The organism is Escherichia sp. 93.1518 (assembly GCF_013368915.2).
Lineage (GTDB): Bacteria > Pseudomonadota > Gammaproteobacteria > Enterobacterales > Enterobacteriaceae > Escherichia > Escherichia ruysiae.
Genome location: NZ_JABWMT020000015.1, coordinates 90,532 through 107,592, shown reverse-complemented (window position 1 = coordinate 107,592; position 17,061 = coordinate 90,532). Strand labels below are relative to the sequence as shown.

The following is a 17,061-nucleotide window of genomic DNA, read 5'->3' as shown; positions in this document are numbered from 1 at the left end:
TCAACTGAGAGCCGTTAACGGCATCTTTACTGTCAACAGTCAAATCACCGTCTTTCACGTTAGTGATTTTGTTGGTGGCATCGGTGCCGTGTTTGGCGGTGAATGCACCTGTGTCGTCATCCCATGACAGTGCATCCGCACCAAGGTTAGTCACCGTATCAGCCAGGTTGGTGATACTGGTGGTGTTGGCGGCAACGTCATTCGTCAGGTTAGTGATGTTAGTGGTGTTGCTAGCAACATCGCCGGTCAGGGTGCTGATATTGGTGGTGTTGGTGGCGATGTTGTCAGCGTTAATTTGCACATTGTCGTTAGTGGTTTTCAACTGAGAACCGTTAACCGCATCGGTACTGGATGCGTTCAGCTCACCCGCCGTAACGTTGGTGATTTTGCTGGTGGCATCGGAACCGTGTTTTGCACTGTAGACTTTTTTAAGCGAGTCCCATTGCAATGTATTATCGTCAAGACTTTTTAACGCTTCGCCAACATTATTAAAAGTACCGCTTTGCAGTTTGTAGTTAGGGGCGTTAACAATCCCTGCAGTACTCACGGAGGCACCGCCGCCCAGACGGTCTGCGACTGACTTACTGATATCATAAAGCTGTGAACCATTGATGGCATCAGTACTGGTACTGCTAATATCGCCTTTAGCCATATGGACAATTTTACGCTGTAGTGTGTCGTTACCTACTGAAACAGTATTATCTTCCACCGCTGTGGAACCCGTGCCCAGAGCAACGGAGTTGACACCCGTTACACTGGACAGGCTACCAATTGCAATACTTTTTTCAGTACCGGCAACGCTTTCTTGTCCAAGCGCAATACTGTTTTCGCCGCTTGACTGACTTTTATTACCCAGCGCAATAGAATTTAAACCGTCTGCTTTTCCTGCCTGACCGAAAGCCATTGCTCCAGCTTTGGTTGCATTGGCTCCATATCCAAGCGCAACGGTATTGTCCGCGTTAGCTATGCTGCTTGAACCCAATGCCAAACTATATAATCCATTGGCTTCGCTTGCGGCACCCATTGCAATGGCACCATCGGCATTCGCTAAAGCCAGTCTTCCAAATGCCAGGCTATCAATAGCATTGGCTTTTGTATCTGAGCCGAGTGCCAGACTATACTTTCCTGCGGCTAATGCCTGGTAACCAAGGCTAGCTGCATAATCAGCACCATCTTCTACTCTTGCACTTCTACCTATTGCAATGGAGGATGCACCACCGGTATAAGCTACCAAACCCAATGCAACGGAATACTCTGCTTTTGACTCTGCGCCGCTACCGAATGCTACGGATCTGTTCCCCGAGGCTTTAGACATGTGCCCTATAGCTATGGATAGCTCACCCAATGACTGACTCTTGTAGCCGAATGCGGTACTTCCTATTCCACTGGCTGTCGCGTCGATTCCTATTGCAATTGCGACTCCTCCATCTGTCTTTGATGTAGCTTTTGCATTCTTTCCGATAGCAATCCAGCTATCGTGTTCTTCGGGAGTTTCAATGCTCGTACCACCATCAAGACTGACAGAAGCACCCGCCCCGAACGACGACATCAGTCCACCGGCAACTAATGCAGAAATTAACAGCTTGCTGCGCCCGGACTTCTTTCCACGGCTTTTTGCCGTTTCGCTGGCGACGCTGTAACTCCCCGTTGCAGGGTTCCAGATAACTTTAAAAATTTTGTTCATTGTTGTTGCTCTCTATTCCTTGATATAAGTGCAATGACTGCATTTATTTTTTGCTTTTTTTCTGCCGGTTATCAGCCGGTGGAAGGTTGTCGAAGTTGATATTCTGCATATTAATAGCCAACTTCAGGTATTTCAGGTTATTGGGAGACACCCCTTTTAGCGTCAAGTTAATGTCTTGCCATTGACCTGGTAATAATTTCAGCGTGGAGTTCATGGTGGTGCTAAATAGCAGTTGTTGCCATTTTGCATATTCTTTTTGATCAATAGGTTTTTCACCGCCCCAGGTGGCATGAAAACCAATGTTAGAAACAGTTACGCTTAATAAATTAACCAGCGACATATGTATAACACTGCCATTTTCAGAGGCCTCTATTGATAATATGCGCCCCGCTAAACCCACAGACCCATTATTCAAAATAAAATATTTTGTTTGAGCTGGGTTAAATTCAGTAAAGACAAAGTAGTCTTGCTGACGCTTAATCTCTTTCACCACCTGAGCCAGCGTTTTTGTACTGTTTATTACGCTAATGTTTTGTTTTTCAATGGTGCCTATTTTTTTGTCTTGTTGTTCTAATTGTTTTTCGAGTTGATCGATTCTGGCCTTTTGTTCTTCCTGTTGTTTTGTTAGTTCATCAACTACTTTCGTTTTTTCGACGTAATCACAACCTGACAATACCAGCATTGTCGAAGCCGCCATGACGCCTGTAAAAAATTTATTCACATTCATACAAAGTTATCCTTACATATCATCCCTGCTAGCAATTTGAACTAAGGGATGTGTCCATTTGTGGTTGATGCTTTTGTGATTTATATGGCTGGCTTTATAATTATTGCTTATACATTCATTTTGAAAATTATTTATTAAATTTTAAAATTGTTTATTTGTATTAAGGAGGCGGATTTTAATGAGGAGGGTTGTCAGATGTCAAACACTGCATTTAAAGCAGAAAAATAGCTTTAATTTAATATTCATACAATCAATGTTTGGGGTGGATTTTTAGAATGCGGATGGAGAAAATAAGGGCAAAAGTTTTATTTTATGAATGATATCGTCCATTTTCAGGTGTCGAACCAAACCTTTTACTGAACGCATTTTCAGATTGAGTGCCACTGGTAAAAAGCAGGCTCTACGAGGAAACAGAGGAAAAAGAGGAAGATAATTGTTACATCCCGCATTTATCTGCAACGCGGGATGTGAAGGAGATAGACAGGTAAGAGGGTTAAAACGCTGTCTTTGAGAACCCGGTCATCTCTTGCAGACCCATTTCACGACCCAGTGCGGTCATCGGATGCACTACGACTAACCCACGGACACTCTTCTTCAGCTTACCCATATCGGCTTGTTCTTTTTTGGTAATCGCACGCTGAAACGGCATCTTCATCAGCTTTTGTGCTTCTTTGCTGAGTTTCTGGCTATGAACTTCACGCAGGCGGGCAATTTCCGCTTCCAGCGTAGCTTTCTCTTTTTCCAGCTCGGCATACTTGTCTGCGGCTTCAACCAGCGACAGTTCGGCCTGCTGGTGGCGGATGGCGTCCAGGCGATCGCTAAGACGTTTAATTTCGTTTTTTTCGACTTCTTTCATGGGATGGCTTCTGATAAAGATAAATTTATAGCCCCTAGTATGCGCGACCAGGTGCTTTGTTCACAACTGATGGCATTGTAATAGTTTTGTCGGGTAACAAATCTGGGGTTCAAAAATCATATAATGCATTGATTAATAAATAATATAATCAGAAGGTGAGGGCAAGCGTTGTGGATTTCGCACGTTTTCCTTAATGTCATTTTTATCGGGATCTAAACTAAAATCGGCGGTCGCGCATTCCCGGCGCGGGGTAATACGGAGATATTATTATGGGCAAATTAGGTGAAAACGTTCCGCTTCTTATTGATAAAGCCGTAGATTTCATGGCATCAAGCCAGGCGTTCCGGGAGTATCTGAATAAACTTCCCCCCCGTAACGCGATTCCATCCGGTATACCTGAGGAAAGCGTGCCGTTATATCTACAACGTCTGGAATATTATCGCCGACTTTATCGGCCGAATCCGGTAGAGGAGAAGTAAGCGAAAGTACTTACTTTTGAAAGGCTTTTTTTAAGCTGATTTTGGAAATCAGCTCTGTCAGTGAAAGGACCATTGTTGATCGCACAGCCTGTTGATAGCGTTGAACTTGCATCGCATACAAACTGGAGTCTATTGGTTCAAACTGTGGCGGCGGAGGCAGTGCCGCCACGCAATGCAGTTCGCCAAATGGCCCAAGAATTTCATCATCGGTAAATGCGTACTCGTTGCCGTCGTGGTTCAGCTCTTCCCGCAGTGCCATCAACAGTTCCGCATCTTCGTATTCATGGCGACTAATTACGCCAAGCCCATAAATCAGCTTTAAGCGCACGGACAAGTCGCCCAGCGGACCATCGCCGTCGAGTAATGGTTCTACAGCATACTTCACCGCGTAATCGTCTTTGCGGAATACCTGAAGCACCAGAAGATTCACCGCCTCGGTCAGGAGATCGACGGCGGTAATCAGAAAGCTTCGCACGGTTTTGCCAGCATTCAGACGCTCAAGCACACGGTTTTCAAAGGCCTGGGTTTGTTCCATTGTTGCCTGCATATCTGACAATCTGTTATTCGGGCGCAGGGAGTCCTGCGCCTGGTTCACCATTATTGCATTGCGTTATAAGCGGTTACCGCCTCGGTGACAACCTCGCTGTTGGCATCAAGCCCGGAAATGTGCGCCAGCGCAGCCTGCGGGCCTTTGTCGGCAATCAGCGCCGCCAGTTCTTGTGCCTGCGGATCATCTTCACTGCGGAAGTGCATTGCAGCGGCAATACCTTCAATCAGATTTTTGTGCGGCAAGCCATATTCCAGCGTACCCAGCAGCGGCTTGATCAGACGGTCGCCAGCACTCAGTTTACGCAGTGGTTGACGGCCTACGCGCTCAACATCATCTTTCAGATACGGGTTTTCAAAACGACCGAGGATTTTCTGGATGTACGCTGCGTGCTTGTCCGCGTCAAAACCGTAACGCTTAATCAGTACTGCGCCGCTTTCTTCCATCGCCCCTTTTACCACCGCACGGATTTTCTCGTCGAGAATCGCGTCACGAATGGTCTGATGACCCGCCAGTTTTCCAAGGTACGCGGTTATAGCATGACCCGTATTCAGGGTGAAGAGCTTACGTTCGACAAACGCCATCAGGTTGTCGGTTAACTCCATACCAGGAATATTTGGCAGTGTGCCTTTGAACTGGGTTTTATCGACAATCCATTCGCTGAAGGTTTCTACCGTCACTTCCAGCGGATCGTTAGTTGCCGAAGCAGAAGGCGGCACGATACGGTCAACGGCGGAATCCACAAAGCCAACGTGTTCTTCTACCCACGCTTTGGCATCTTCCGGCAGGGCGTTCATCACATGACCTTTCAGTTGTGTTGTGCCACGTACCATGTTTTCACAGGCGATAATGTTCAGCGGGGATTCATTACCTTGCTCTTTACGTTTCACCAGCCCTTTGGCGATTGCCGGAGCAATGCGTTCCAGCACGACCGGGCCAACGGCGGTGGTGACTAAATCAACCTGGGCGATTAAATCAACCACGTCGTCGCCAATGCTGCTGACGGCATTAACGCCGGAAACGGTATCCACCTGCTCGGTTTCGCCGACAACGTGAACCTGATAGCTATGACGGGCATTCAGGGCATCAAGTACCACCTGATTGACATCGGCAAACGTCAGTTGGATACCCGCGTCTGCCAGCAGTTTACCGATAAAGCCACGACCGATATTACCTGCGCCAAAATGTAATGCTTTCATAGTATTAACCTTCATCAATGTTTTTACCCGAGAGGGCTGGGGTGAGGCTTTTCCCTCACCCAAACCCTCTCCGTGAGGAGAGGGGCAGCGCCGGATGCGGCGTAAACGCCTTATCCGGCCTACAAGAGCGTGCAAATTTAACAAACTGCGCTTTGTTTTGTAGGCCTGATAAGCAAAGCGCATCAGGCAATCAGCCCCACCGTCTCCATGAGGAGAGGGTGGGCCTGGATTACTTACGACCTGCCAGCAGTTCCAGCACTTCATCCACGCTGGTGGTGTGTGCCAGACGCTCGATGACGGACTCATCATCCAGCGCGTTGGTCAGGCTGGTGATAACCTGAATGTGCTCGTTATTACGGGCAGCAATACCAATCACCAGACGGGCGATGTCATCTTCTTCTTCACCGAAGCGCACGCCTTCCGGGTACTGACAGAACACGACGCCTGTTTTCAGTACGCGATCTTTCGCTTCAACCGTACCGTGTGGCACCGCGATAGACTCACCCAGATAGGTCGGGGTCAGTTTTTCACGATCCAGCATCGCCTGTACGTATTCCGGCTCAACATAGCCGCCTTTCACCAGTTGTTCACCGGCAAAGCGAATCGCTTCTTCTTTGGTTGCCGCTTTGCGACCGAGGAAGATGTTCTCCGCGCCGAGCTTAAACAGGTTGGCGTTAGAATCGTCAAAGCTGTCTTTCAGGCTGTCTTTCACTTTCACTTCGTTTTCAGTATGGCGCTGGGCAGCAACCAGACGTTCGGTCAGGCTGGTGTACAGGCCGCTGTCGAGGAAGTTAGTCAGCGAAATATGCTGTGCCTGCGGAACCTGACGCATAGCACGTTCGGTCAGGTCACGGTGAGTGATGACCAGGTCCACATCCGGCGGCAGGTTGTTGATCGCGCTGTTAGTAACAGAAATCTGCGACAGACCTGCATCCTGAATTTTCTTACGCAGCACGCCCGCACCCATCGCACTGGAACCCATACCGGCGTCACAGGCAACGATGATTTTACGCACGTGGCTCAGGTCGTTAGTCACATCGCCAGCAGACAGTGGAGTAGCGCCTTTTGATTCAGCTTTCATCTCCTGGACACGACGCGCAGCCGCTTCAATATCGTCTTCTTCTTTCACTTTGCTGGTTTTCAGCAAAATAGCAGAGACAACGAAGGAGACTGCCATCGCCGCACACACACCTGCGATGTTAGCGAAGTAAGCACCTTTTGGCGTCATCGCCAGTACCGCGAGGATAGAACCCGGAGATGCCGGAGAAACCAGACCACCGCCCAGAATAGTCAGCGTGAACACGCCAGTCATACCACCGAGGATAACGGCCAGAATCAGACGCGGATTCATCAGCACATACGGGAAGTAGATTTCGTGGATACCACCCAGGAAGTGGATGATTGCCGCACCGCCCGCAGACTGTTTCGCACTACCGCGACCAAAGAACATGTACGCCAGCAGAACACCCATACCCGGACCCGGGTTCGCTTCAATCAGGAAGAAGATGGATTTGCCAAGTTCATGGGACTGCTGAATACCCAACGGCGAGAAGATACCGTGGTTAATGGCGTTGTTGAGGAACAGGATTTTCGCCGGTTCAACAAAGATAGACGCCAGCGGCAGCATGTCATGGACAACCATGAAGTTAACGCCCGCAGCCAGCATTTTGGACAGGGCTTCAACAATTGGACCAATGCCGAGGAATGCCAGAATGGCGAGGATCATCCCGATGATGCCAGCGGAGAAGTTATTCACCAGCATCTCAAAACCGGATTTGATCTTACCGTCTACCCAGCGGTCGAAGTGCTTAATGCACCAGCCACCCAGCGGACCTGCAATCATAGAACCGAGGAACATCGGCATGTCTGCGCCGACGATAACGCCCATGGTAGTGATAGCACCAACCACGCCGCCACGTTCGCCACCTACCAGCTTACCACCGGTATAACCGATCAGCAGCGGCAGGAGATAAGTGATCATCGGCCCGACCAGCTTCGCCAGCGTTTCGTTCGGTAACCACCCTGTTGGAATAAATAACGCGGTGATGATACCCCACGCGATAAACGCGCCGATATTTGGCATCACCATGTTGCTGAGGAAACGACCAAAGCTTTGCACTTTGATCTTAATATCGGATGACATAAAAACACCCCTTCTTATGTTTGCTGTCGCGCAGGCTGGAAGCCCGAGGTTTTTTGTTAATGTGGCGGCAGAGGTAGCCGGACCTTGTAGATACTGCGAAATCTGGCACTGAATCGGTTAACTGTCCAGTCGACGGCCTTTTGTGTGATATCGGTCACATAAATATAGGGGGTAGAGAGGTAATTGACGTGATGTGCATCACAAAATACTTGTGTAAAAAAGCAACAAGGCGGCGATTTTCGCTAAAAATGGCATTAAAATGTGAATAGCATCACATTTTTGTTTTGGTTGTTTGTTGAATTATTGTGATCTGAATCACAAGATATTTTCTTCGGTAATTCACCTGGTGTGATCTGCAGCATGTTCTGACTTTGCCTTAAGACTGTTTTGTAACTGAGCAACTCATCACCTTTTAAAATTATCCTTCGGTGTGATGGCGAGATTGGCAAACGCGGATTAATGTCAAAGTATCAGCCTGACTCCCTTCCGGCTGCCAGCCAAAAAACAACACTGATAAGCGTGAATCCGAGGCAGATATGTTTCTAAACTACTTCGCGTTGGGAGTGCTGATCTTCGTCTTTCTGGTGATTTTTTATGGAATCATCGCGATACATGACATCCCCTATCTGATTGCCAAAAAGCGCAACCATCCCCACGCCGACGCCATTCATACGGCGGGTTGGGTAAGTCTGTTTACCCTGCATGTAATCTGGCCGTTCTTGTGGATCTGGGCAACGCTTTACCAGCCAGAGCGCGGCTGGGGAATGCAGTCACATACTGCGTCGCAAGAGAAAGCGACTGACCCGGAAATTGCCGCGCTTTCTGACCGTGTTTCCCGGTTGGAGCACCAACTTGCAGCTGAAAAAAAGACTGACTATTCCACGTTCCCGGAGATCTGATTATGGATCTGTTAATTGTTTTAACTTACGTGGCGCTGGCATGGGCGGTCTTTAAAATCTTCCGCATTCCGGTGAATCAGTGGACGCTGGCGACAGCGGCGCTGGGTGGCGTGTTTCTGGTGAGTGGTTTGATTTTATTGATGAACTACAACCATCCTTACACTTTTACTGCGCAAAAGGCAGTGATAGCTATCCCCATCACGCCACAGGTGACGGGGATCGTGACTGAAGTCACCGACAAAAATAATCAGCTTATTCAGAAGGGCGAGGTGCTTTTTAAGCTCGACCCAGTACGTTATCAGGCGCGAGTAGACAGACTCCAGGCTGATTTGATGACGGCGACGCATAATATCAAAACGCTGCGCGCGCAGCTCACTGAAGCGCAGGCCAACACCACTCAAGTTTCAGCGGAGCGCGACCGTCTGTTTAAAAATTATCAACGTTACCTGAAAGGTAGTCAGGCGACGGTCAATCCGTTCTCGGAACGTGACATCGACGACGCGCGGCAAAATTTTCTCGCGCAGGATGCGCTGGTGAAAGGTTCGGTGGCGGAGCAGGCGCAGATCCAGAGCCAGCTCGACAGCATGGTCAACGGCGAGCAATCACAGATTGTGAGCTTAAGGGCGCAACTGACCGAAGCGAAATATAACCTTGAGCAAACTATTATTCGCGCGCCGAGCAACGGTTACGTTACTCAGGTACTCATTCGTCCTGGCACTTACGCGGCAGCGTTGCCGTTACGTCCGGTGATGGTCTTCATTCCAGAGCAAAAACGGCAAATCGTCGCCCAGTTCCGGCAAAACTCGCTGTTACGTCTGAAACCCGGTGATGATGCGGAAGTCGTATTTAACGCGCTGCCGGGGCAGGTATTCCACGGCAAACTGACCAGCATCTTGCCAGTGGTGCCTGGCGGTTCGTATCAGGCACAGGGGGTGCTGCAATCGTTAACGGTCGTGCCCGGAACGGATGGTGTGCTGGGAACCATTGAACTCGACCCTAACGCTGATATCGATGCCTTACCCGACGGCATCTACGCCCAGGTAGCCGTTTACTCCGACCATTTCAGCCATGTTTCGGTAATGCGGAAAGTACTGCTGCGGATGACCAGTTGGATGCATTATCTTTATTTGGATCATTGAGACTTGTATCACCTGTGTTTTGCGCGAGCCTGAGCCATACTGATATTTTTCCTCGCACAAAGGACATGGCATGAAACTCGTCGGTAGCTACACCAGCCCGTTTGTACGCAAACTTTCTATTCTGTTGTTAGAAAAGGGCATAACTTTCGAATTTATTAATGAACTGCCCTATAACGCGGACAACGGCGTGGCGCAATTTAACCCGTTAGGGAAAGTGCCGGTGTTGGTGACCGAAGAGGGCGAATGCTGGTTTGATTCACCGATCATCGCCGAATATATTGAATTAATGAATGTCGCTCCGGCGATGTTGCCGCGCGATCCGCTGGAGTCGTTGCGAGTGCGTAAAATTGAGGCGCTGGCCGACGGTATTATGGATGCCGGGCTGGTGTCGGTGCGCGAACAGGCGCGTCCTGCGGCGCAGCAGTCTGAAGATGAATTGTTACGCCAGCGAGAGAAAATCAACCGTAGCCTGGATGTGCTGGAAGGATATCTGGTCGATGGCACGCTCAAAGTCGATACGGTCAATCTGGCGACTATCGCCATTGCCTGTGCCGTTGGATATCTCAATTTCCGCCGCGTTGCGCCGGGCTGGTGTGTCGACCGCCCACACTTAGTCAAACTGGTCGAAAACTTGTTTAGCCGCGAAAGTTTTGCCCGCACCGAACCACCAAAGGCTTGATGCGCGATATGTCCTCCTGACCCATCTCACGTTACAATCCGTGGTTATGTTAAACGCCCTTCTCCGTGTGAGAGGGCCTTGATCAGCCAGGTTTCCTATGACAACCGAAACGCGTTCCCTCTATAGTCAACTTCCGGCTATTGATCGCTTATTGCGCGATAGCTCCTTCCTTTCTTTGCGTGATACTTATGGTCACACCCGCGTGGTGGAATTGCTGCGTCAGATGCTTGATGAAGCGCGAGAAGTGATTCGTGACAGCCAGACGCTGCCCGCGTGGTGTGAGAACTGGGCGCAAGAAGTCGATGCCCGGCTGACGAAAGAGGCGCAGAGCGCGCTGCGTCCGGTGATCAACCTGACGGGAACCGTGCTGCATACCAACCTTGGGCGAGCTTTACAGGCGGAAGCAGCGGTGGAAGCCGTTGCGCAGGCTATGCGTTCGCCGGTGACGCTGGAGTACGATCTGGACGACGCCGGACGCGGGCATCGCGATCGCGCACTGGCGCAACTGCTGTGCCGCATTACCGGCGCGGAAGATGCCTGTATCGTCAATAACAATGCGGCGGCGGTGCTGCTGATGTTGGCAGCCACTGCCAGCGGTAAAGAGGTGGTGGTGTCTCGTGGCGAACTGGTGGAGATTGGCGGCGCGTTTCGTATTCCTGACGTAATGCGTCAGGCAGGCTGCACCCTGCACGAAGTGGGGACGACCAACCGTACCCACGCCAGTGATTATCGTCAGGCAGTAAATGAAAATACCGCGCTGTTGATGAAAGTACATACCAGTAACTACAGCATTCAGGGATTTACCAAAGCGATAGACGAAGCGGAACTGGTGGCGCTCGGCAAAGAGCTGGATGTTCCCGTGGTGACTGATTTAGGCAGTGGTTCGCTGGTCGATCTTAGCCAGTACGGTTTGCCGAAAGAGCCGATGCCGCAGGAGTTGATTGCGGCGGGCGTCAGTCTGGTGAGCTTCTCTGGCGACAAGTTGTTAGGCGGGCCGCAGGCAGGGATCATCGTTGGTAAGAAAGAGATGATTTCCCGCCTGCAAAGCCATCCGCTGAAACGTGCATTACGCGCAGATAAAATGACCCTCGCGGCGCTGGAAGCGACGCTGCGCCTTTATTTGCACCCCGAAGCACTGAGCGAAAAATTACCTACCCTGCGTCTGCTTACCCGCAGCGCAGAGGTTATTCAAATCCAGGCACAACGTTTACAGGCTCCCCTTGCCGCACATTACGGCGCGGAGTTTGCGGTACAGGTTATGCCGTGTCTTTCGCAGATTGGCAGTGGTTCGCTGCCGGTTGATCGCCTGCCGAGCGCGGCATTAACGTTTACACCCCATGACGGACGCGGCAGCCACCTTGAAGCATTAGCCGCCCGCTGGCGTGAATTGCCGGTTCCGGTGATTGGACGTATCTACGACGGGCGATTGTGGCTGGATCTACGCTGCCTTGAAGATGAGCAACGGTTTATGGAGATGTTGTTGAAATGATTATTGCGACTGCCGGACACGTTGACCACGGCAAAACAACCTTATTGCAGGCGATTACTGGCGTAAATGCCGACCGTCTGCCGGAAGAAAAAAAGCGCGGTATGACCATCGATCTCGGCTATGCCTACTGGCCGCAGCCAGATGGGCGCGTGCCTGGTTTTATCGACGTTCCCGGTCATGAAAAGTTTCTTTCCAACATGCTGGCGGGCGTCGGGGGTATCGATCATGCGCTGCTGGTGGTGGCTTGCGATGACGGTGTGATGGCGCAGACCCGTGAGCATCTGGCGATTTTGCAGCTTACCGGTAACCCGATGCTGACAGTGGCGCTGACTAAAGCCGATCGCGTGGACGAAGCGCGTGTTGATGAGGTTGAACGTCAGGTAAAGCAGGTGCTGCGGGAATATGGTTTTGCTGAGGCAAAACTGTTTGTCACCGCAGCAACCGAAGGTCGGGGAATTGATGCCCTGCGTGAACATCTGCTTCAGTTGCCTGAACGTGAACACGCCAGCCAACATAGTTTCCGCCTCGCTATCGACCGCGCTTTTACCGTAAAAGGTGCCGGGCTGGTGGTCACTGGTACGGCGTTAAGCGGGGAAGTGAAGGTGGGTGATTCACTATGGCTGACCGGTGTAAATAAGCCGATGCGCGTGCGTGCTCTCCATGCGCAAAATCAACCAACAGAAACCGCCCATGCCGGGCAACGTATTGCGCTTAACATCGCCGGTGATGCGGAGAAAGAACAGATTAACCGTGGCGACTGGCTGCTTGCCGATGCGCCGCCGGAGCCGTTCACGCGGGTGATTGTCGAGCTACAAACTCATGTACCGTTGACCCAGTGGCAGCCGCTGCATATTCACCACGCCGCCAGCCACGTTACGGGGCGCGTTTCGCTGCTGGAAGATAACCTTGCCGAGCTGGTGTTCGACACGCCTCTGTGGCTGGCGGATAACGATCGCATAGTGCTGCGCGATATCTCGGCTCGCAACACGCTGGCGGGGGCGCGCGTGGTGATGCTCAACCCGCCACGTCGCGGTAAGCGTAAGCCGGAATATCTGCAATGGCTGGCGTCTCTTGCACGCACACAAAGCGATGCCGACGCACTGACGGTTCATCTGGAACGCGGAGCGGTGAATCTTGCCGATTTCGCCTGGGCGAGACAGCTCAACGGCGAAGGGATGCGCGAACTGCTGCAACAGCCTGGCTATATTCAGGCTGGTTATAGCTTGTTGAATGCGCCGGTTGCCGCCCGCTGGCAGCGGAAAATCCTCGACACATTAGCGGCTTATCATGAGCAGCATCGCGACGAACCAGGTCCGGGGCGCGAGCGCCTGCGGCGCATGGCGTTGCCGATGGAAGATGAAGCTCTGGTTCTGTTGTTGATTGAAAAGATGCGCGAAAGCGGCGATATCCACAGCCACCACGGCTGGCTGCATCTGCCGGATCATAAAGCCGGATTCAGCGAAGAGCAGCAGGCCATCTGGCAAAAAGCAGAGCCGCTATTTGGCGACGAGCCGTGGTGGGTGCGTGACCTGGCAAAAGAGACGGGAACCGACGAGCAGGCAATGCGCCTGACGCTACGCCAGGCGGCGCAGCAGGGGATAATTACGGCGATCGTCAAAGATCGTTATTACCGTAATGATCGGATTGTCGAATTTGCCAATATGATCCGCGATCTCGATCAGGAATGTGGTTCAACCTGCGCGGCGGATTTCCGCGATCGCTTAGGTGTAGGCCGAAAGCTGGCAATTCAAATTCTGGAATATTTTGACCGCATTGGCTTTACGCGGCGTCGTGGAAATGATCATTTATTGCGCGATGCATTATTATTTCCCGAAAGATAAGGAAATGATTAATTCATAATAAATATGAATTAATACAAAATTCTTATTAATATTAAGGAAGCACGTTATTTGATGAATGTAACGTGCTTTTTATTAAAAATATTTTGATAAACGGTAATGTTGATCATATTTCCGAATGAAAATACTTTGTAATCTGCCAGCCCTTTTTACTCTTCCAGGAGTGTTTTATGGCAGCTTCAACCTTTTTTATTCCTTCAGTGAATGTCATTGGCGCTGATTCATTGACTGATGCAATGAATATGATGGCAGATTATGGATTTACCCGTACCTTAATTGTCACTGACAATATGTTAACGAAATTAGGTATGGCGGGCGATGTGCAAAAAGCACTGGAAGAACGCAATATTTTTAGCGTTATTTATGATGGCACCCAACCTAACCCAACCACGGAAAACGTCGCCGCAGGCCTCAAACTGCTGAAAGAAAATAATTGTGATAGCGTAATTTCCTTAGGTGGTGGTTCTCCGCACGACTGTGCGAAAGGCATTGCGCTGGTAGCAGCCAACGGCGGTGATATTCGCGATTACGAAGGCGTTGACCGCTCTGCAAAACCACAGTTGCCGATGATCGCCATTAACACCACGGCGGGTACTGCGTCTGAAATGACCCGTTTCTGCATTATCACTGACGAAGCGCGCCATATCAAAATGGCGATTGTGGATAAACACGTAACTCCGCTGCTTTCTGTCAATGACTCTTCTCTGATGATCGGTATGCCGAAGTCACTGACCGCCGCAACGGGTATGGATGCCTTAACACACGCTATCGAAGCGTATGTGTCTATTGCCGCAACGCCGATCACCGACGCTTGCGCACTGAAAGCCGTGACCATGATTGCCGAAAACCTGCCGTTAGCCGTAGAAGATGGCAGCAATGCGAAAGCGCGTGAAGCGATGGCTTATGCCCAGTTCCTCGCCGGTATGGCGTTCAACAATGCGTCTTTGGGTTATGTTCATGCGATGGCGCACCAGTTAGGCGGTTTCTACAATCTGCCGCACGGTGTATGTAACGCCGTTCTGCTGCCGCACGTTCAGGTATTCAACAGCAAAGTAGCTGCCGCACGTCTGCGTGACTGCGCTGCTGCAATGGGTGTGAACGTGACAGGTAAAAACGACGCGGAAGGTGCAGAAGCCTGCATTAACGCTATCCGCGAACTGGCGAAGAAAGTCGATATTCCGGCAGGTCTGCGCGATCTGAACGTGAAAGAAGAAGATTTCGCGGTACTGGCGACCAATGCTCTGAAAGATGCCTGCGGATTTACTAACCCGATTCAGGCAACTCACGAAGAAATTGTGGCGATTTATCGCGCTGCGATGTAATCATCATTCCCACAACGGCTGGCAAATTGTCAGCCGATTTTTCAATTATCTCTGTAATCCTTGCCCGTAAATTCGTGATTGCCGTCGTAAAGCTGTCACCGGCTGGCGAAGATTTCGCCAGTCACGTCTACCCTTGTTATACCTCACACCGCAAGGAGACGATCATGACCAACAATCCCCCTTCAGCACAGATTAAGCCCGGCGAGTATGGTTTCCCCCTCAAGTTAAAAACCCGCTATGACAACTTTATCGGCGGCGAATGGGTAGCACCCGCCGATGGCGAGTATTACCAGAACCTGACGCCGGTGACCGGGCAGCTACTGTGCGAAGTGGCGTCTTCGGGCAAACGCGACATCGATCTGGCGCTGGATGCCGCGCATAAAGTGAAAGACAAATGGGCGCATACTTCGGTGCAGGATCGCGCGGCGATTCTGTTTAAGATTGCCGATCGAATGGAACAAAATCTCGAACTGTTGGCGACGGCAGAAACCTGGGATAACGGCAAGCCCATTCGTGAAACCAGTGCTGCCGATGTGCCGCTGGCGATTGACCATTTCCGCTATTTCGCTTCGTGTATTCGGGCGCAGGAAGGTGGTATTAGTGAAGTCGATAGCGAAACCGTGGCTTATCACTTCCACGAACCGTTAGGCGTGGTGGGGCAAATTATCCCGTGGAACTTCCCGCTGCTGATGGCGAGCTGGAAAATGGCTCCCGCGCTGGCGGCGGGCAACTGTGTGGTGCTAAAACCCGCACGACTTACCCCGCTTTCAGTGTTGCTTTTGATGGAGATCGTCGGTGATTTACTGCCGCCAGGCGTGGTGAACGTGGTCAACGGCGCGGGTGGGGAAATTGGCGAATATCTGGCGACCTCAAAACGCATCGCCAAAGTTGCGTTTACCGGCTCAACGGAAGTCGGTCAGCAGATTATGCAGTACGCCACGCAAAATATTATTCCGGTGACGCTGGAGCTGGGCGGTAAGTCGCCAAATATCTTCTTTGCTGATGTGATGGATGAAGAAGATGCTTTCTTCGATAAGGCGCTGGAGGGCTTTGCACTGTTCGCCTTCAACCAGGGCGAAGTCTGTACCTGTCCGAGCCGTGCTTTAGTGCAGGAGTCTATCTACGAACGCTTTATGGAACGCGCCATCCGTCGTGTTGAAAGCATTCGTAGCGGTAACCCGCTCGACAGCGTGACGCAAATGGGCGCACAGGTTTCTCATGGGCAACTGGAAACCATCCTCAATTACATTGATATCGGTAAAAAAGAGGGTGCAGATGTGCTTACCGGCGGGCGGCGTAAGCTGCTGGAAGGCGAACTGAAAGACGGTTACTACCTCGAACCGACGATTCTGTTTGGTCAGAACAATATGCGCGTGTTCCAGGAGGAGATTTTTGGCCCGGTGCTGGCGGTAACCACCTTCAAAACGATGGACGAGGCGCTGGAGCTGGCGAACGACACGCAATATGGCCTGGGCGCGGGCGTCTGGAGCCGCAACGGTAATCTGGCCTATAAGATGGGGCGCGGCATTCAGGCTGGGCGCGTGTGGACCAACTGTTATCACGCTTACCCGGCACATGCGGCGTTTGGCGGCTACAAACAATCAGGCATTGGCCGCGAAACCCACAAAATGATGCTTGAGCATTACCAGCAAACCAAGTGCCTGCTGGTGAGCTACTCGGATAAACCGTTGGGGCTGTTCTGATATAAGAAGCTGGTCGCATCGGGCATTCATTGCCTGATGCGACGCTTGCGTGTCTTATCGGTTCAAATGTTTACGTCTCCTGGGGCTGAGCATTAGCATTCACTGAACTAAATTAAGAGCATCTTTTCTACAAATTACTGCACACCGTTATTCTTCTTACGAATATCCCTATTAGCCCCCCCTTTAAACTTATTTTCGTTGATTGTAATGAGAGTGATAAGCGGCGATATGCCGTGAAGCTGTGACAATGTAAGGAAGAGAGAAAGGCACCTTTTGCGGAGCAGGACACATATTGGTGGCTAAAATAAACATCGCGAATAAAAAATACTTTTTAAT

14 protein-coding genes are annotated in these 17,061 nt (G+C 50.8%); 8 read left to right on the top strand and 6 right to left on the bottom strand.

The window, feature by feature from the left end:
* The 3 genes from HEN21_RS13295 to HEN21_RS13285 form a co-directional block, all read right to left on the bottom strand.
* On the bottom strand, positions 1–1,684 hold a 1,684-nt coding region (locus HEN21_RS13295), incomplete at its 3' end, for an ESPR-type extended signal peptide-containing protein (RefSeq protein WP_286192468.1).
* 43 nt (positions 1,685–1,727) lie between these two features.
* The gene (locus HEN21_RS13290) at positions 1,728–2,411 is read right to left on the bottom strand and encodes a DUF3251 domain-containing protein (protein ID WP_176252172.1); all 684 of its coding nucleotides are present in this window, start codon (positions 2,409–2,411) and stop codon (positions 1,728–1,730) included.
* A 493-nt stretch (positions 2,412–2,904) separates the two neighbouring features.
* Complete coding sequence (locus HEN21_RS13285) at positions 2,905–3,267, bottom strand: YibL family ribosome-associated protein (RefSeq protein ID WP_000665684.1); 363 nt, start codon at positions 3,265–3,267, stop codon at positions 2,905–2,907.
* 269 nt (positions 3,268–3,536) lie between these two features.
* Between HEN21_RS13285 and yibT the strand changes: the two genes are divergently transcribed.
* Positions 3,537–3,746, top strand: coding sequence for a protein YibT (gene yibT / locus HEN21_RS13280; protein ID WP_000517102.1), 210 nt, complete (start codon positions 3,537–3,539; stop codon positions 3,744–3,746).
* Positions 3,747–3,756: 10 nt separating this feature from the next.
* On the opposite strand, the gene mtlR is transcribed toward yibT, so the two are convergent.
* The 3 genes from mtlR to mtlA form a co-directional block, all read right to left on the bottom strand.
* Positions 3,757–4,344, bottom strand: a complete 588-nt coding sequence (gene mtlR / locus HEN21_RS13275; RefSeq protein ID WP_000247990.1) for a mannitol operon repressor MtlR — start codon at positions 4,342–4,344, stop codon at positions 3,757–3,759.
* On the bottom strand, positions 4,344–5,492 hold the full coding sequence (gene mtlD / locus HEN21_RS13270) for a mannitol-1-phosphate 5-dehydrogenase (protein ID WP_000645428.1): 1,149 nt from the start codon (positions 5,490–5,492) through the stop codon (positions 4,344–4,346). The genes mtlR and mtlD overlap by 1 nt, the downstream gene beginning before the upstream one ends.
* Before the next feature lie 229 nt (positions 5,493–5,721).
* Positions 5,722–7,635, bottom strand: a complete 1,914-nt coding sequence (mtlA, locus tag HEN21_RS13265; protein WP_000093246.1) for a PTS mannitol transporter subunit IICBA — start codon at positions 7,633–7,635, stop codon at positions 5,722–5,724.
* A gap of 536 nt (positions 7,636–8,171) precedes the next feature.
* Between mtlA and HEN21_RS13260 the strand changes: the two genes are divergently transcribed.
* The 7 genes from HEN21_RS13260 to aldB all read left to right on the top strand — a co-directional run bounded on the left by HEN21_RS13260 (position 8,172) and on the right by aldB (position 16,725).
* On the top strand, positions 8,172–8,534 hold the full coding sequence (locus HEN21_RS13260) for a DUF3302 domain-containing protein (protein WP_000479617.1): 363 nt from the start codon (positions 8,172–8,174) through the stop codon (positions 8,532–8,534).
* A gap of 2 nt (positions 8,535–8,536) precedes the next feature.
* Positions 8,537–9,673 (top strand): HlyD family secretion protein, encoded by a 1,137-nt coding sequence (locus HEN21_RS13255; RefSeq protein WP_000364945.1) that lies wholly within the window; start codon positions 8,537–8,539, stop codon positions 9,671–9,673.
* A 70-nt stretch (positions 9,674–9,743) separates the two neighbouring features.
* Positions 9,744–10,352, top strand: a complete 609-nt coding sequence (locus HEN21_RS13250; protein WP_000779795.1) for a glutathione S-transferase — start codon at positions 9,744–9,746, stop codon at positions 10,350–10,352.
* 97 nt (positions 10,353–10,449) lie between these two features.
* On the top strand, positions 10,450–11,841 hold the full coding sequence (gene selA / locus HEN21_RS13245) for an L-seryl-tRNA(Sec) selenium transferase (protein WP_000206250.1): 1,392 nt from the start codon (positions 10,450–10,452) through the stop codon (positions 11,839–11,841).
* Positions 11,838–13,682: a selenocysteine-specific translation elongation factor gene (selB, locus tag HEN21_RS13240; RefSeq protein WP_176252171.1), complete on the top strand. Its 1,845-nt coding sequence runs from the start codon at positions 11,838–11,840 to the stop codon at positions 13,680–13,682. The genes selA and selB overlap by 4 nt, the downstream gene beginning before the upstream one ends.
* Positions 13,683–13,870: 188 nt before the next feature.
* Positions 13,871–15,022 (top strand): L-threonine dehydrogenase, encoded by a 1,152-nt coding sequence (yiaY, locus tag HEN21_RS13235; RefSeq protein ID WP_000741518.1) that lies wholly within the window; start codon positions 13,871–13,873, stop codon positions 15,020–15,022.
* 164 nt (positions 15,023–15,186) lie between these two features.
* Positions 15,187–16,725 carry an aldehyde dehydrogenase AldB gene (aldB, locus tag HEN21_RS13230; RefSeq protein ID WP_001551836.1) on the top strand — a complete coding sequence of 513 codons (1,539 nt, stop codon included), beginning with the start codon at positions 15,187–15,189 and terminating at the stop codon, positions 16,723–16,725.
* The last annotated feature ends 336 nt before the right edge of the window (positions 16,726–17,061 follow it).

Bases quoted from the DNA above. Each gene is read 5' to 3' on its own strand.
- HEN21_RS13290 (WP_176252172.1), bottom strand. From the start codon at position 2,411: ATGAATGTGAATAAATTTTTTACAGGCGTCATGGCGGCTTCGACAATG.
- HEN21_RS13285 (WP_000665684.1), bottom strand. From the start codon at position 3,267: ATGAAAGAAGTCGAAAAAAACGAAATTAAACGTCTTAGCGATCGCCTG.
- yibT (WP_000517102.1), top strand. From the start codon at position 3,537: ATGGGCAAATTAGGTGAAAACGTTCCGCTTCTTATTGATAAAGCCGTA.
- mtlR (WP_000247990.1), bottom strand. From the start codon at position 4,344: ATGGTGAACCAGGCGCAGGACTCCCTGCGCCCGAATAACAGATTGTCA.
- mtlD (WP_000645428.1), bottom strand. From the start codon at position 5,492: ATGAAAGCATTACATTTTGGCGCAGGTAATATCGGTCGTGGCTTTATC.
- mtlA (WP_000093246.1), bottom strand. From the start codon at position 7,635: ATGTCATCCGATATTAAGATCAAAGTGCAAAGCTTTGGTCGTTTCCTC.
- HEN21_RS13260 (WP_000479617.1), top strand. From the start codon at position 8,172: ATGTTTCTAAACTACTTCGCGTTGGGAGTGCTGATCTTCGTCTTTCTG.
- HEN21_RS13255 (WP_000364945.1), top strand. From the start codon at position 8,537: ATGGATCTGTTAATTGTTTTAACTTACGTGGCGCTGGCATGGGCGGTC.
- HEN21_RS13250 (WP_000779795.1), top strand. From the start codon at position 9,744: ATGAAACTCGTCGGTAGCTACACCAGCCCGTTTGTACGCAAACTTTCT.
- selA (WP_000206250.1), top strand. From the start codon at position 10,450: ATGACAACCGAAACGCGTTCCCTCTATAGTCAACTTCCGGCTATTGAT.
- selB (WP_176252171.1), top strand. From the start codon at position 11,838: ATGATTATTGCGACTGCCGGACACGTTGACCACGGCAAAACAACCTTA.
- yiaY (WP_000741518.1), top strand. From the start codon at position 13,871: ATGGCAGCTTCAACCTTTTTTATTCCTTCAGTGAATGTCATTGGCGCT.
- aldB (WP_001551836.1), top strand. From the start codon at position 15,187: ATGACCAACAATCCCCCTTCAGCACAGATTAAGCCCGGCGAGTATGGT.